Consider the following 15208-nt stretch of genomic DNA (forward strand, 5'->3'; position numbering starts at 1 on the left):
CGACCGACGATCTGCAGGCCGGTCGGCACGCCGTTTCCGGCATGGCCCGTCGGCACCGACAGCACGGGGCAGCGGCTCATCATGTTGAACGGCGTCGTCATGACCCAGCCGAGCGAGGGATTGACCACCTTGCCGTTGATCTCGAGGGTTTCGGTGGAGTGGTCGAAATCGGCCCGCACGGCGGGCAGCGCATTGGTCGGGCAGACGAGCACGTCGTAGCGCTCAAGGATCGGCCCCAACGTCTTGTACATCTCGCCGACGACCTCCAGGCTTGCGACGAAATCCGTGGATTTCGAGGCGCGGCCGAACCCGGCGAACTGCCGTGCATAGGTGGTCATCTTGTCGCCGTGCTCGTCGAGCAGCGTCGAGAGATAGGCGCCGAAAATGTGTTCGAGATAGCCCATGCCGGCTTTGAGGATATGCGGCGGCCAGCCGAGATCGACCTCCTCCACCGTCGCGCCGAGCGAGCGAAAGACGTCAAGCGCGGCCAGCGTGTTCTTCTGCACGTCGGGATCGACCTCGAAGATACCGAGATCCATCGAGAAGGCGATCTTCCAGCCCTTGACCGGCTTGTATTCCGTGGGCAGGCGCAGCTTCGGCCGGAGCGAGACGATATCGTCGGGGCTGGGGCCGCACATGACGTTCTGCAACAGGATCGCATCCCTGACCGTGCGGGCCATCGGGCCGGTATGGCAGAAGAAATCGAGATTGAACGGCGTGTCGTCGGGGTTGCGGCCATAGGGCGGCTTGTAGCCGACGACGCCGCAGGCCGACGCCGGAATGCGGATCGAGCCGCCGATATCCGAGCCCGTCGCGAGCGTCGAGGTTCCCGAGGCGAGCGACGCGCCGGCGCCGCCGGACGAGCCGCCGCAGGTGAACTCCGGGTTCCAAGGATTGCGCGTGACGCCCCAGAGCCGCGACCAGGTGGTACCGGCGCAGCAATATTCCGGTGTGGCGGTGCGCGCATGCACGATGCCGCCGGCCGCCATGACGCGGGCATTCATCGTCGAGGTGCGCTCGGCGATGTGGTCCTTGTGGATCAGCGACCCGATCGAGGTCGGCTTGCCCTTGATCTCGCTTTCGTCCTTGATGCCGACGGGCAGGCCCTCAAGAACGCCGGTGCGCGCGCCCTTGGCATATTTCGCCTCCGCCTTGCGGGCGAGATCCATCGCCTCGTCAAAATGCGTGTAGGTGAGCGCGTTGACCGAGCCCTTCAGCGCCTCGGCCCGGCGGATCGTCGCCTCCATCAATTCGACGGGGGAGAGCTTGCGGCTCTTGAAGAGGTGGATGGCCTCGTGGGCGCTCAGGTAACACAGGTCGAGGTCGTCCATGGAAGGCTCCGGGGTGTGGGTTTTGTCGGCCGGGCGCATCACTTCAACACCTGGGTCCAGATCTTCATGTAGAGGTCGTTGACCTCCTGCGGGCAGGCTGGAGAGAAAATACCCTTGGCGAGGAATTCCTCGGGAACGACGATTTCGGGGGCGTTACGCATCTCCTCAGGCATGAATTTTTCAGACCCCTTGATACCATTGGCATAGCGCGCATAGGCGGAGATCAGCGCGGCATTCTCCGGATCCATGATGAAGTTCTGGAACAGCTTGGCATTCTCGACATTCGGCGCCGTCTTGAGCACCGCGACATTGTCCATCCAGATCGGATAGCCTTCCTTCGGATAACCATAGACGAACCGGTCACTCTTCAGCCGCACGCGCATCGCCGCACCGCCCCAGCTGACGCCCGCTGCATAGTCGCCGGCGGTGTATTTCTCGATGCTGGGATAATCGAGCGCGATCCACTTGTCGCGCGCTGCCGCCAGCCGGTCGCGCACCTTGCGCAGGATCGCCTTGTCCGCCGTGCAGGCACCGCCGCCTTCATGGTAGATGGCAAGCGAGAGGATATCCCCCATTTCCGGGATCACATTGATCTTGCCGACAAGCTCCGGCGGCGGATCGAGAAAGATCGACGACGTGTTGGGATCGCCGGAATAGACCGATTTATCGACTATCACGCCGGTCGTTCCCCATTGCCACGGCACCGTGTAGCGCCGGCCTGGATCGAAACCGACATGCACCCAGCGCGGATCGATATTCTTGAAATTCTCCATCTGGTCGGGGCGCGATTCCAGAAGCAGGCCCTCGTCGATCCAGATCTTCACAAAGGTCGAGGACGGCACGACGATATCGAATTCGTTGCCGCCCTGCCGGGCCTTGGCGATCGCCGTGTCGTTGGAATCGAAGTCGGTGAGCGTCACCTTGACGTCATAGGCCTTCTCGAACTTCGTGATGAGCTCCGGATTTGTATATTCGCCCCAGTTGTAGATGTTCAAAACTCCGGCGGCTTCGGCATCTGCCAGCGGCAGAAGCGCGAAGATCGACACGGCGGCAGTCAAAAGCAGGCGCATGACATACTCCCTCTGTTGAACGGTTCAGGAGGCCCGTCGTCACGGCAGCCGTCATCATCGGCGCGGCAGGACTGCACCGGCTGGAACAACCGTCGACGTCATGGCTTGCCGCGGTCCGGACTCCTCTCCCCGACCAACGGCTCCACTTTCTCCTCCTAAGGAAAGCGTTGCCGGCAGAAGAAAACAAACTGAATAGTTAGTCAAATAGTTTTTTATCAAGAGCGCGCGCCTGTATCGCGATCACCGGGCAAATCACCTCCTTGGCAAATCGGACGACGACGATTCAGGCGCGCACCATGGCTCAAGCTGCGTCCGTGACGGTGTAGACACGCAGGCGGTGCCCGTCGGGATCGGTGGCGACGAAGCTGCGGCCGAAATCCAGCTCCCTCGGTGGCATCAGGATGGTGGCGCCGTTGGCGCGCCATTCCGCATGCCATTGATCGACCTCAGCGGCGCTGTCGACCTTGAAGCCGATTTCCGACCCGCCGCCCGAAACGGACGGTGCGGGCTCCACCCCATCCCGCCCCCAAAGGCCGAGCCCGAGACCGGAGTTCAGGACGAAGATGACGAAGGTCTGGCTCGCCTCGACCGGCTTTTGGCCAAGGATACGTTCGTAGTAACGGCCACTGGCGACCGCGTCGTTTACATAGAGAAGAATGCTGTTGGACATGATGTCTCTCCTGTCTTGGTTGGATGGGAGAAAGCTAACACCATATACTGTCAGTTTCTGGCAGCATCATGCGCCGCGAAGCGGAATGCCCTCGGCCTCGCGCCATGCCCGCAGCATAGCCTGCCGCCGCCTCGGATAACGGATATCGAGCACCTCAGCCGTTTCGATCCGGTCGGTGCGGAAATGGCGGAAGCTTTCGCGCAACTCGCACCAACCGATGACCACGCGGGCATGATCGAAGAAGGACAGAGCGAAGGGCCAGATGGTACGGGCCGAGGCTTCGCCGGAACCGCTGCGATAGGTTACCGCCAGCTTGCGCTCCATGCGGATCGCCTTGCGCAGCAGCGCGACATCGACGCTGTCTTCGGGCAGTTTCGCGCCCGGCCCGACCAGCAATGGCGATGTATCCAGTTCGTTGCGCAAGTCGGCCGGCAGCACGGCGGCGATCCTTGCCAGCGCATTGCGCGCGGCACCGCTCAGATGGCTGTCCGCCCGGTCGGCGACCCAGCGGGTACCGAGCACCAGCGCCTCGATCTCCTCGGCGGAAAACATCAGCGGCGGCAGAAGGAAACCGGGTTTCAGCACATAGCCGACACCCGGCTCGCCCTCTATATCGGCACCCTGCGCCTGGAGGCTGGCGATATCGCGATAGAGGGTGCGCAGGCTCACGCCCGTCTCCTCCGCCAGCGCCTTGCCGCTGACCGGCCGGCGATGGCGGCGCAGGGCTTGCAGGAGATCGAAAAGGCGCTCGGAACGGGACATGGCGCCAGTCTATAGAAGAGGCCTGCCGCCAGAAAGTGGCAGCAGGCCTCAAACGAACCTCAGTTCAGGCCCGTAATCATCGAGACGATCTCGTTCTTATTCGTCTCGACGGTGTTGCGGATGCCGATCTGCGGCGGCGGCGCGCTGCGGGACGCGGTCGTCATTGCGCGACCTCCCGGAGAGCGACCGTGCTGGCCGGCGGCAGCGAGATGCGGCTGTCGGGCGTATCGGCGCCGAACAGCGTGTTGTGCAGGTGGCCAAGCCCGATGGCGGCGGCGCCGACCAGGGCGGCGCGCGCGCCGAGCTCGCTTGCCTCGACATCGATCGGATAGGGAAAACACTGCGGCAGGAAGATTTTCACCCGTTCCAGCATTTCCGGGCGCAGGCCGATGGAGCCGCCGAGGATGACCTTCTGGGGGTTGGCGATGACGGCGATGGCGCCGATGCCGCGGGCGAGAAGACGTGCGGTGTCGTCCAGCACCTTCAGCGCATCGGCGTCGCCTTCGGTTGCGAGATCGAAGATCGCCGGCACCGACAGTGACTTGCCGCTTGCCGCGCGAAACCGGTCGATGATGCCGGCGGAGGCGACGACGCGCTCGAAGGCGCCGTAATGCAGGGATTCGGGCTCGAAGGGATCGGCGCCGAAGGGCAGGAAGCCGAGTTCGCCGGCCGCATGGCTGGCGCCGCGCACCAGATTGCCGCCGACCATCAGTCCGCCGCCGATACCCGTGCCGAGCGCGATGTAAGCCAGATTGTCGATGCCTTGTCCCTGCCCCAGCCAGTTTTCGCCGAGCACCGCAAGGTTGACGTCGTTCTCCAGCATGACATCGAAGCCGAATCCCTTTTCGAAGGCGGCAGCGACATTCATCGTGTCGAGATGGGGAATGTTCGGCGCGAGCAGGATGCGGCCGGTCTTATCGTCAGGTGCGCCGGGCGCACCGATCACGGCAAGCCGGATGCGCTCGCGGGCAATGCCTTGGCGGTCGGCGGCGCGAAAACACATGTCGACGATCTGATCGACAACGGCCTGGCCGCCGCGCGGATCGGTCGGTGCGACATCCTCGGCGAAGACCTGGCAGGTGAGATCGGCAATCGCGACACGGACCTTGGTGCCGCCGAGATCGACCGCGGCGATATAGGCGGCATCCGGCACAAGTTCATAGGTCACGGCGGTGCGGCCGATATGGCCGCTGGTGCGTCCGGTCTCACGCACCCAGCCCTCAATTTCGAGCTGGCGCACGATTTCCGAGATCGTCTGCTTGGAAAGGCCCGTCTGCTTGGAGATCGAGGCGCGCGAGATAGGACCGCCCTGCACGATCGTTTCCATGACCGCCCGCTGGGAGAATTTCCGGGATATCCGAAGGGTCTCGCTCACATCCGCCTCATTTAATTCGTTCAGTCACCGAACTAAATAACGGTTTCGAATGTCCGTCAAGGGTGCTGCGGAAAAAATGGCATCAAGCGGCATCCGGTAGCGATGGCTCGATACCTGCCGGAACCGGACCCGGCACCCCGTTTTCGCCACCACCCTTGCATCGCGGTGACCGAGCAGATGGCCGCCCGAAAATCGGCAACCAGCGCGCCTCCAACTTTTTTCTCGGACCCCGATTGACGGACCGGGAAAAATCAGCCTTTGATTAAATCAAATTGATTGACTCTTAAAAACGAGAGCGAAAAGGGGAATGAAATGCCAATCAATACAAAGGATTATCTCTCCGTGACGCGGCGTGCGCTGCTCTTGTCGGCGGCGGCGATGAGCACCGCGCTGATAGCGGGCGGCGCCTTCGCGACGGCGGCCCAAGCCGAGGCCATACTCGCCATGCACATCGAGGAACAGACGAGCTGGGTGCAGAATTTCAACCCGTTCGACCTTGGCGGGCGCCGCCAGAGCACGATGGATTTCATCTACGAACCGCTGGTCATCTTCAATCCCGATGACGGCGGCAAGCCGGTCTTCCGCCTCGCCACCGACTTCAAGTTCTCCGACGACATGACGTCGATCACCTACACGATGCGGCCCGACGTGAAATGGTCCGACGGCCAGCCGCTGACGGCGGCGGACGTCAAATACACGATCGACCTGATGCTGAAGAACCCGGCCGTCGACACCGTCGGCGTCGGCGAGACCGTCGCCTCGGTCGAGACCCCCTCGCCGACCGAGGTGGTCATCCACCTCAAGGGGGTCAACAGCCAGTTCCCGGAATCGCTCTCCGACCTGGCCGTCGTGCCGGAGCATATCTGGAAGGATGTCGCCGATCCGGTCGCCTTCAAGAACGAAAAGCCTGTCGGTTCCGGCCCGATGACCGAGATCCGCCGCTTCACGCCGCAGGTCTATGAGCAGTGCCGCAACCCGAACTACTGGGATGCCGCCTCGCTGCACGTCGATTGCCTGAAGCTGCCGCAGATCGCCGGAAACGACCAGATGCTGGCGCTTTTGCCGGAAGGCAATCTCGACTGGATCGGCTCCTTCCTGCCGGAAATCGACAAGACCTTCGTGGCGCTCGACCCCGAGCATAACGGCTACTGGCAGCCGCCGGCCGAAACCGTCGCCTTCCAGATGAACCTGAAGAGCAGCGACGAGGCGAAGAAGGAAGCCTTCAATGACCTGAATTTCCGCCGCGCCTTCAGCCTTGCCATGGACCGTACCGCCATGGTCGACATCGCAAGCTTCGGCTACCCCAAGGTGAACCTGCATGCGAGCGGCCTGCCGCCACGGTTCGAGGCCTGGCGCAACCCGGACGCGGAGGGCGCCAAAGACGAATGGATGACGTTCGACGTCGAAAAAGCCAATAAGCTGCTCGACGAGGCCGGTTACGCCAAGGGCGACGACGGCATGCGCAAGACGAAGAGCGGCAAGCCGCTTGCCTTCACCATCATCATCCCGAACGGCTGGACCGACTGGATCGACACCGCCCAGATCGCCGCCGAGGGCCTGCGCGCCGCCGGCCTCAACGCCACGGTCGCGACGCCGGAATACGAACAGTGGCAGAAGCAATTGCTCGAAGGCAGCTTCGACGTGGCGTTCCAGTCGCGGCCCGACGGCTCGACGCCGTTCCGCGGCTATTACCAGTCGATGTCGACGACCTTCGGCGGCCGCGTCGCCACCGCGCCGTCGCGTTACTCCAATCCGAAGCTCGACGCGCTGTTCGATGCCTATCGCAAGGTGGCGACGGATGAGGAGCACAAGAAGCTCTTCAACGACATCCAGGTGATCGTCGCCGACGACCTGCCGATGGTGCCGATCTTCAACGGCCCGACCTGGTTTCAGTATTCCACCAAGCGCTTCACCGGCTGGGTGACGGACAAGGAACCCGTCATGAACCCGGAGAACCATGACAACAACCGCATGCGCCTCGTGCACCTGCTTCGCCTGAAGCCGGTGGAATAAGGCAGGATTAAGGGATGTACATCTCCTCCCGGCGCCTCGGCGTCTATGCGGTGGCGCTCGGCTTTGCGATCGTCATGAACTTCACGGTCCCCCGGCTCATGCCGGGGTCCCCCGTCGATGCGATGATCGCCCAGCTCGGTCCGCGCGCGACGCCCGCCGCCATCGAGGCGATCAAGGCCAGGTTCGGCGCCGTCGAGGCGCCGATCACCGCTCAGTTCCTCGACTATATCAAGGGGTTGGCGACGCTCGATCTCGGCGTCTCCGTCAAATACTACCCGCAAACTGTGACGGAGGTGCTCGCCCGCTCGACGCTCTGGACGCTGTTCCTCGTCGTGACGGCGATCACCTTCTCACTCGTCGTCGGCACCCTCCTCGGCGCCATCGCCGCCTGGCGGCGCGGCGGACGGTTCGACACGGTCGTCTCGCCGTTTTCGGTGGTCATGATCGCCGTGCCGCCCGTCATCATCGCGCTTTCGGCACTCTTCGTCTTCGGCGTGTCGCTGCGCTGGTTCCCGGTCGGTTATGCCTATGATCCAAACCTCGACCCCGGCATCAACTTCACCTTCGCCGGCAGCGTCTTTTACCACGCCATCCTGCCCGTGCTGACGCTCTCGCCTTATCTCATCGGCGAGTTCCAGACGACCATGCGCTCCTCGATGATCTCGGTGCTCGGCGAGGACTATGTCACGATGGGCCGCGCCAAGGGGCTGACGGCGGCAACCGTGATGCTCGGCTACGGCGCGCGCAACGCCATGCTGCCGGTGCTGACCAACCTCGCCTTGATGCTCGGCGCGGTCTTCGGCGGCTCCATCGTCACCGAGATCGTCTTCAATTATCCGGGCCTCGGCCTCACCCTCTTCACCGCCAGCGTGGCGCGCGACTATCCCGTCATCCAGGGGCAGTTGCTTTTGATGACGCTTGCCACGCTCGGCGCCAATCTTCTCGTCGATATCATCTACGGCGTCATAGACCCGAGACTGAGGGACGGTTCCGCATGATGTCCGGCCTCAAAATCCTCCTCCAGCAGAAGAAGGCCGTCGCCGGCCTGATCATCATCGTGGCGCTGTGCCTGATGGCGCTGTTCGCACCCGTCATCGCGCCCGGTTCGCCGAGCGCCCGCGTCGGCCGCTCGCACCAGCCGCCGACCGTCGAGCATGTCTTCGGCACGACGAAGATGGGCCGCGACGTCTATACCCAGTTCGTCTGGGGTTCGCGCACCTCGCTTGCCGTCGGCTTCGCCACGGGCATCGCCATCACCGTCATCGGCACGGCCATCGGCCTGATCGCCGGTTATGCCGGCGGGCGTACCGATGCAGCTCTCGACCTCGCCACCAATGCGGTGCTCGTCATTCCCAACATACCGCTCCTGATCCTGCTCGCTTCCTTTGCCGGCACGGTCGGGCCGCTCGCCATCATGGCGATCATCGCGCTGACCTCCTGGCCCTGGGGCGCACGCATGACGCGCTCACAGACCATGGCGTTGCGCAACCGCGATTTCGTCACCGCCGCACGCATGATCGGCGAGCCGGCCTGGCGCGTGCTCTTCGTCGAGTTGCTGCCCAATCTCCTGCCGCTGATCGGCATCAATCTCGTCGGCAGCATCATCTATGCGGTCGTCGCCCAGACGACGCTCGAATATCTCGGCTTCGGCGATCCTTTGCAGGTGACCTGGGGCACGATGCTCTACAATGCACAGAATTCCTCGGCGATCATCCTCGGCGCCTGGTGGGATATCGGCGCACCCGCCGCCGGCATCGCGCTGATCGGGCTCGGTCTTGCGCTCGTCAACTTCACCTTCGACGAGATCGCCAACCCGCAGCTGCGCTCCGGCCCGGCGCTGACCCGCTGGCTGCGCCTCAACCGCCAGCGCAATCGAAGCCTTGAAGGCGCACGATGAGTGACCCGTTGCTGCAAATCCGCAATCTCGAGGTCGATTACCTCCTCGACAAGGGCGCCTTCCGCGCCGTGAAGAACGTCTCCTTTGATATCGGCCGCGGCGAGATCTTCGGGCTTGCCGGGGAATCGGGTTGCGGCAAGAGCACCATCGCCTTTGCCATCACCCGTCTTGCCAAATCGCCCGCCTGGGTGACCGGGGGCGAGATCCTGCTCGACGGCCGCGACCTTCTGAAACTGCCGGAAGGCGAGATGCAGAAGGTGCGCTGGCGGCGGGTCGGCATGGTGTTCCAGAGCGCCATGAACTCGCTGAATCCGCTGATGCGCGTCGAAGCGCAATTTCACGACGTGCTGCACCGGCACACCGGCGCGACGCGGGCGCAATCGCGTGAGCGGGCGGAAGCCATGTTCAAGCTGGTCGGCATACCGGCGAGCCGGCTCACGGATTATCCGCACCAATTCTCCGGCGGCATGCGCCAGCGCATCGTCATCGCCATTTGCTTGGCGCTGAGGCCGGAACTGATCATCATGGACGAGCCGACGACGGCGCTCGACGTGGTGGTGCAGCGCGAAATCCTCGAACAGGTCATCGACCTCCAGCGCAGCCATGGTTTCTCCGTGCTGTTCATCACCCATGACCTGCATCTGATGGCGCAGCTCTGCCACCGCATCGGCGTCATGCTCAAGGGCGAGCTGGTCGAGGTCGGCGATGTCAGGCAGGTGAGCCATGCGCCGGTTCACGACTATACCCGCAAGCTCTGGAACGCCATTCCGCAGCTGCCCGGCCGCCGGGAACTGGCAGGAGGCGCGGCATGAACCTTGCTCCCAGCCTTTCTCTCCCGACGGCGGAGCCGATCATCCGCCTCGACAACATCCAGCGCAGCTTCGGCGCGGTGCAGGCGCTGCGCGGCATTTCGCTGTCGCTGACGCCGGGCCGCGCCTTGGCATTGGTCGGCGAATCCGGTTGCGGCAAGACGACCTGTGCCCGCATCATCGCGCGTATGGACCAGCCGACATCGGGTCGTCTTTCCTTCCGTGGCCGCGACGTCACGGCAACCGGCACGCTCGACGAGGAGAAAGCCTATCGCCGCGAGGTGCAGATGGTCTTTCAGGACCCGTTCTCCTCGCTCAATCCGGTCTTTTCCATCGACCATCACCTTTCGCGTCCGGTGCTTCTACACCGCCATGCCGAGGGCACGGCTGAGGTCGCGGACGCAGTTTCCACCCTGCTTGCCGATGTCGGGCTCGACCCGACGGTGACGCGGCGGAAATATCCGCACGAGCTTTCAGGCGGCCAGCGCCAGCGCGTCAATATCGCCCGCGCGCTCGCCGTCCAGCCCGGCGTGCTCGTGGCCGACGAGCCGACCTCGATGCTCGACGTCTCGATTCGTCTGGGCATCCTGGAACTGCTCGCCCGCATCAAGCACGAGCGCAGTCTCGCCTTGCTCTACATCACCCACGACATCGCCACCGCCGCCCATGTGGCGGAAGAGATCGTGGTGATGTTCGCGGGCCAGATGGTCGAGTGGGGCGAGACGGAGGCCGTCATCGCCGATGCGCGCCATCCCTATACGCAGCTCCTGCTTTCGGCCGTGCCTGACGGTGCCAGACCCTTTATCATCGGCGAGAGCGCAAGGTTTCTGGAACAGGCGGAAAAGGTCCGCGCGCTCTCGCGCCCGACCTCGACCGTGGTCGAGCAGGTCGGAAAGAACCATTTCGTGCGCGCGCTCGCGGCACAGAGTTAGAGGATTTCAGCTTGGACTATCTCGTCAATCTCTCGCTCCTCAGCCCGAAGCCGGCTCTCGACGCCAAGATGGCGGAGGCCGGCGTCACCATCCGCCGGCCGCTGGCTCCGGAAGCGCGGCTGGTGACCGAATGGGTCGCGGAAAAATTCGGCAAGGGCTGGGCGAGCGAGACGGCCGTTTCGCTGTCGCGCCAGCCGCCGACCTGCTTCATCGCGACACGCGCGCAAAAACTCGTCGGCTTCGCCTGCCATGAATCGATCGCGCGCGGCTTCTTCGGCCCGACCGGCGTCGACGAGGCGGTGCGCGGGCTTGGCATAGGCCATGCCCTGCTGCTCGCCTCTCTCTTCGACTTGAAAAACATGGGCTACGGCTATGCCATCATCGGCGATGTCGGCCCCTCGGCCTTCTACGAAAAGACGGTCGGCGCCATGCCGATCCCCAATTCCGCCCCCGGCGTCTATGCCGGATTGCTCGACGTTACCTGATCCTCCCAGAGCATTTCTGGTCCACCGGAAATGCTCTGGGATTTTGTTTTAACCGCATTGTCCGACGCCGAAGCGAGATCGCTTCAGCTGGAAATGCTCCAGACCCCAGAGACTGTCATGTCGATATTCGCCCGCTCCCCGCTCGCCCTCGAAACCTCCTGGGCGCCCGCTACCGACGACCGGCCGCTCGCCTATATCCTCAAGCTCACCAACTATTCGAAATCCTCGCTTGCCGGCTTCCGCCTCTGCGTCAGCGGGCCGGGCCGGGTCGATCCGGCCGCAAGCATCGATGGCGGCTCACTCGGCACGCGGCTTTCCAACTTCACCGAGCTGCTGCCGCCGGAGGGTTTCGTGCTGGAGCCGGAGGCCACATGGACCGTCGCCGTGCACGGCCTCAGCTGGGCCTTCAAGCACTGGACGGACGGCGCGCGCGGCGCCTATCTCGTGCTGGCCGACGGCGGCACGCTTGCCATAGGCACCGGGCCGACGCTCAAGGCCGGCGGCAATGCGCCGCCGAAGCGCGGCGTCGCGGCCTTCCCCGTTCCCACGAGCCCGCCGGTCCCCATCTCGGTGATCCCTTGGCCTAAGGAGGTCGCCGTTTCCGGCCGGCGCGCCACACCCGCCGGCTTCACGCTGGTCGCCGATGACACCGAGGCAACCGCCGCCGCGGAGGCGTTCACGAGGCTCACGGAAGACCTGTTTGCCGTGGAGGGCATCGTCCGCTCCGCGTCGGAAGGCGGGCTTCCCGTGCAGCTGCATCTGAAGGAAGGATTGGCCGCGGAAGCCTATGAGATCGCCTTTGCCGCCGGCTCCGTTTCGGTTGCCGCCTCCGGCCGCACCGGCCTGCTCTATGGCCTCATCACGCTCGGCCAGATCTGGCGCGGCGCGCGGCATTTCCCCGATGCCTACAGCTTCCCCGCTGCGGGAACGATCACCGACGCCCCCTCCATGGACTGGCGCGGCCTGCATCTCGATGTCGCGCGTCAGTTCTACGGCGAAGCGGAAATCCGCAAGCTCCTGGCCATCCTCGCCTGGAGCAAGCTCAACCGTTTCCATTGGCACCTCTCTGACGACGAATCCTGGCGTGTCGAAATCGACGCCTATCCGGCCCTGACCGAGATCGGCGCCTGGCGCGGCCATGGCCTCCCCGTCCCGCCGCTGCTCGGCACCGGGCCGGAAAAGACCGGCGGTTTCTATACGAAGGCCACGATCCGCAGCATCGTCGCCTATGCGCGCACCATCGGCATCCAGATCGTGCCGGAGATCGACGTGCCCGGCCATTGCTTCGCCATGCAGCTCGCCATTCCGGAGCTGCGCGACCCGGAGGAACAGGGCAGCTACTATTCCGTCCAGGGTTTCCCGGACAATTGCCTCAACCCGGCGCGCGAGAAGACCTATGACGTGCTGGAGACGATCTTCAAGGAACTGATCGAGCTCTTCCCCTTCAAGACGATCCATGTCGGCGCCGACGAGGTGCCGATCGGCGCCTGGTCGGGTTCTCCGGAGGCGCTGGCGAAACTGAGCGACATCAGCGGCGCGGCGATGGCCGAGGCCCATGCGCGAAGGCTGAACGTCATCACCAACACGCATGGCGCAGACGCCATCGACGGTTCGGGTGCCGCCGTCCTGCAGGCGATCTTCCTCAAGCGGATCCAGACCTTCCTCGCCTCGCAAGGCTGCGTCACCGGTGGCTGGGAAGAAGCCGCCCACGGCAATGTCATCGACAAGGCCGCAACCTATCTCTGCGGCTGGCGCGACATGGAGGTCTCGGCGGCCCTTGCCGGCGAGGGCTATTCCATGGTCGTCTGCCCCGGCCAGGCCTATTATCTCGACATGGCCAACAGCCCCGACTGGGACGAGCCGGGCGCCAGCTGGGCCGGCTGGTCGGCGCCGGAAATGACCTACCAGTTCGATCCTGTCGCCGGCTGGAACGCCGCGCAGAAAGCGAACCTCCGCGGCGTGCAGGCCTGCATCTGGTCGGAGCCGATGAAGGACCGCGCCGTCTTCGACCGTCTCGTCTTCCCGCGCCTTTCGGCCATCGCCGAAACCGGCTGGACGACGCCGGAGCGCAAATCCTGGGAACGATTTAAAGCCGCCGCCGGCCTGATGCCGGTGCTCTACGGCCTCCCGATCGTGTAAGTCGGAACTTACGCGACGGGCTTCTGCAACACCGCGAATTGCGGATTGGTCTCAGAAAAGACCGGCAAGGCGGCGGCGCCCAGAATGGACGTATCCTTGCCGGTCGCCGCGATCATGATGCGGGGAATGCGCCGTTCCTCCATAGGATCGACGGGCGGATAGAGCGGTTCCATGCGTGCGGCGAGCCGCGCCAGCAGCCCCGCAGGCATCGGCCCGCCGAGCACGATGGTCTGGGGATCGAAGGCCAGTTCCAGGAAATCGATGGTCCGGCGCATCGGTTCGGCCGCCGCGTCGAGCCAGCCGTCGAGCGCCGGTCCCGCTCGCTCCACCATCGCATCCAGTTCATCCGCCGTATAGGCGCCCGGATCTGATATCTCCAGGTGCTCATAGGCCGCGCCGAGCGAGACATAGCGGTCGAGGCATCCGCGCTTGCCGCAAATGCAGGGCAGACCATCGGGCTCGACGACGATATGGCCGATCTCGCCGGCATTGGCCCGGCTGCCGCGATAGAGATGCCCATCGAGGAACATGCCCGCGCCAATGCCGCCGCCGAGGAAGAGATAGACGAAGCTGCTGAGGCCCCGCGCCACGCCATAAAGCCTTTCGCCGATCGCCGCCGCCGTCGCATCGTTCTCCACCAGAACCGGCACGCCGACGAGCCGTTCCAGCGCCGGCCCCACCTCGAAATGCTGCCAGCCCGGCAGGGCGATCGGCGTCAGCGAGGTCACGCCCTCCGCCGCATAGCGGCCGGGCATGGCGATGCCGGCACCGAGCAGGCGGTTGCGGTCGAAAGCGAAGGCCGTCTGCAATTCCGCACTGATTGCGGCGAGGATCGGGATTGCCTGTTCCGGCGTCGGCGGATCGATGGGCCTGACGATGCGGGCACGGATCGTGCCCGAGAGATCGGTCAGTACGCCCGCCGCATGGTCGCGTTCCAGTTCCAGGCCGATCGAATAGGCGCCGTCGGGATTGATCGAATAGGGCGTGAAGGGCTGGCCGCGTGCCAGCTTCTGCGGACTGTCGGCCTTCAGGAGTTCCGACCCTTCCAGCTCCTCGACGATGTTCGACACGGTCTGCGCCGTCAGCGCCGTCAGGCGGGCGATCGCGGCGCGCGACAAGGGGCCGTTGGTGCGGATCGCCTCGATCACGACCCGCCGGTTGTGCGCTTTCGCCTGTTCGAGATTGGTGCCGGAAATGGCTTTCATGATGGGATAGTTTCACCGGATGCATACACGCCCGCAAGCGCTTTCAACCATCCGGCATAAGCGGGAATTGGCCGTATGGCCAGCGAATTGGCCTTTTATCCCGCAAAAGGCGGCAGGGCACCCGTTCGGGTGCCCTGCCTTGGAATTCCGAAGGCTCTGCCGTTACTTCGATGCCGGTTCGAGCGCACCGGTCTCAGCCGTGCTCTTCCCGGCGCTCATCTTCTTGTAGAGGAAGAAATAGAGCCTGATGTACTGGCCGATGAGGATGGCATTGATGATCGTGCCCTCGCGGATGAACTGGATTTCGCCGAGGAAACCGAGGCCGATCAGCGCCGAGGTCACGAGCAGCGTGCAGTCGAAGCCCGTCTTGATGTTGCCCCACTTCCAGCCAGTGCGCTTGAAGATCGTGTTGACGAACATGTCGATCGGCATCAGCACGAGATTGGCGCGGATCATCAGGAAGAGGCCGAAGGCGAGCGCCGCATCGGCAAAGACCAGCAGCGCCACGCGGTAGGAATAC

Annotated in this window: 13 protein-coding genes and 1 pseudogene; 7 read left to right on the top strand and 7 right to left on the bottom strand. The window is 64.2% G+C overall.

All coding sequences use genetic code 11. The features are described from left to right. From ACOZKU_RS27060 to ACOZKU_RS27080, 5 genes are all read right to left on the bottom strand, one after another. Positions 1–1331: amidase (locus ACOZKU_RS27060; RefSeq protein ID WP_421581506.1), on the bottom strand; the 1331-nt coding region annotated here is incomplete at its 3' end. Between the two features lie 38 nt (positions 1332–1369). Next, positions 1370–2401: an extracellular solute-binding protein gene (locus ACOZKU_RS27065; protein ID WP_421581507.1), complete on the bottom strand. Its 1032-nt coding sequence runs from the start codon at positions 2399–2401 to the stop codon at positions 1370–1372. 301 nt (positions 2402–2702) lie between these two features. Beyond that, the gene (locus ACOZKU_RS27070; RefSeq protein ID WP_421581508.1) at positions 2703–3071 is read right to left on the bottom strand and encodes a VOC family protein; all 369 of its coding nucleotides are present in this window, start codon (positions 3069–3071) and stop codon (positions 2703–2705) included. A gap of 66 nt (positions 3072–3137) precedes the next feature. Beyond that, the gene (locus tag ACOZKU_RS27075) at positions 3138–3833 is read right to left on the bottom strand and encodes a helix-turn-helix transcriptional regulator (RefSeq protein ID WP_421581509.1); all 696 of its coding nucleotides are present in this window, start codon (positions 3831–3833) and stop codon (positions 3138–3140) included. 160 nt (positions 3834–3993) lie between these two features. After that, positions 3994–5208: an ROK family transcriptional regulator gene (locus tag ACOZKU_RS27080; RefSeq protein WP_421581510.1), complete on the bottom strand. Its 1215-nt coding sequence runs from the start codon at positions 5206–5208 to the stop codon at positions 3994–3996. 378 nt (positions 5209–5586) lie between these two features. On the opposite strand from ACOZKU_RS27080, the gene ACOZKU_RS27085 reads away from it, so the two are divergent. From ACOZKU_RS27085 to ACOZKU_RS27115, 7 genes are all read left to right on the top strand, one after another. After that, a complete protein-coding gene (locus ACOZKU_RS27085; protein ID WP_421581517.1) occupies positions 5587–7221 on the top strand; it encodes an ABC transporter substrate-binding protein in 1635 nt (544 codons plus the stop codon). Between the two features lie 14 nt (positions 7222–7235). Next, positions 7236–8219: an ABC transporter permease gene (locus tag ACOZKU_RS27090; RefSeq protein WP_314088838.1), complete on the top strand. Its 984-nt coding sequence runs from the start codon at positions 7236–7238 to the stop codon at positions 8217–8219. Further along, positions 8216–9118, top strand: a complete 903-nt coding sequence (locus ACOZKU_RS27095) for an ABC transporter permease (RefSeq protein WP_421581511.1) — start codon at positions 8216–8218, stop codon at positions 9116–9118. The genes ACOZKU_RS27090 and ACOZKU_RS27095 overlap by 4 nt, the downstream gene beginning before the upstream one ends. Beyond that, a complete protein-coding gene (locus tag ACOZKU_RS27100; RefSeq protein ID WP_421581512.1) occupies positions 9115–9930 on the top strand; it encodes an ABC transporter ATP-binding protein in 816 nt (271 codons plus the stop codon). The genes ACOZKU_RS27095 and ACOZKU_RS27100 overlap by 4 nt, the downstream gene beginning before the upstream one ends. Next, positions 9927–10859, top strand: a complete 933-nt coding sequence (locus tag ACOZKU_RS27105; RefSeq protein WP_421581513.1) for an ABC transporter ATP-binding protein — start codon at positions 9927–9929, stop codon at positions 10857–10859. Before ACOZKU_RS27100 ends, ACOZKU_RS27105 begins: the two co-directional genes overlap by 4 nt. Before the next feature lie 11 nt (positions 10860–10870). Next, positions 10871–11344 (top strand): GNAT family N-acetyltransferase, encoded by a 474-nt coding sequence (locus tag ACOZKU_RS27110; RefSeq protein ID WP_421581514.1) that lies wholly within the window; start codon positions 10871–10873, stop codon positions 11342–11344. 117 nt (positions 11345–11461) lie between these two features. After that, positions 11462–13483, top strand: a complete 2022-nt coding sequence (locus tag ACOZKU_RS27115; RefSeq protein ID WP_421581515.1) for a beta-N-acetylhexosaminidase — start codon at positions 11462–11464, stop codon at positions 13481–13483. Between the two features lie 8 nt (positions 13484–13491). Here ACOZKU_RS27115 and ACOZKU_RS27120 read toward each other — a convergent pair whose 3' ends face one another. Together ACOZKU_RS27120 and ACOZKU_RS27125 are read right to left on the bottom strand one after the other, a co-directional pair. Then, positions 13492–14688 carry an ROK family transcriptional regulator gene (locus ACOZKU_RS27120; protein ID WP_421581516.1) on the bottom strand — a complete coding sequence of 399 codons (1197 nt, stop codon included), beginning with the start codon at positions 14686–14688 and terminating at the stop codon, positions 13492–13494. A 162-nt stretch (positions 14689–14850) separates the two neighbouring features. Beyond that, positions 14851–15208, bottom strand: a pseudogene (locus tag ACOZKU_RS27125) (hypothetical protein); the annotation flags it as partial.

It is taken from the genome of Shinella sp. M31 (genome assembly GCF_049199205.1).
Lineage (GTDB): Bacteria > Pseudomonadota > Alphaproteobacteria > Rhizobiales > Rhizobiaceae > Shinella.

Coding starts and splice junctions, on each gene's coding strand:
- ACOZKU_RS27065 (WP_421581507.1), bottom strand. CDS start 2,401: ATGCGCCTGCTTTTGACTGCCGCCGTGTCGATCTTCGCGCTTCTGCCG.
- ACOZKU_RS27070 (WP_421581508.1), bottom strand. CDS start 3,071: ATGTCCAACAGCATTCTTCTCTATGTAAACGACGCGGTCGCCAGTGGC.
- ACOZKU_RS27075 (WP_421581509.1), bottom strand. CDS start 3,833: ATGTCCCGTTCCGAGCGCCTTTTCGATCTCCTGCAAGCCCTGCGCCGC.
- ACOZKU_RS27085 (WP_421581517.1), top strand. CDS start 5,587: ATGAGCACCGCGCTGATAGCGGGCGGCGCCTTCGCGACGGCGGCCCAA.
- ACOZKU_RS27090 (WP_314088838.1), top strand. CDS start 7,236: ATGTACATCTCCTCCCGGCGCCTCGGCGTCTATGCGGTGGCGCTCGGC.
- ACOZKU_RS27095 (WP_421581511.1), top strand. CDS start 8,216: ATGATGTCCGGCCTCAAAATCCTCCTCCAGCAGAAGAAGGCCGTCGCC.
- ACOZKU_RS27100 (WP_421581512.1), top strand. CDS start 9,115: ATGAGTGACCCGTTGCTGCAAATCCGCAATCTCGAGGTCGATTACCTC.
- ACOZKU_RS27105 (WP_421581513.1), top strand. CDS start 9,927: ATGAACCTTGCTCCCAGCCTTTCTCTCCCGACGGCGGAGCCGATCATC.
- ACOZKU_RS27115 (WP_421581515.1), top strand. CDS start 11,462: ATGTCGATATTCGCCCGCTCCCCGCTCGCCCTCGAAACCTCCTGGGCG.
- ACOZKU_RS27120 (WP_421581516.1), bottom strand. CDS start 14,688: ATGAAAGCCATTTCCGGCACCAATCTCGAACAGGCGAAAGCGCACAAC.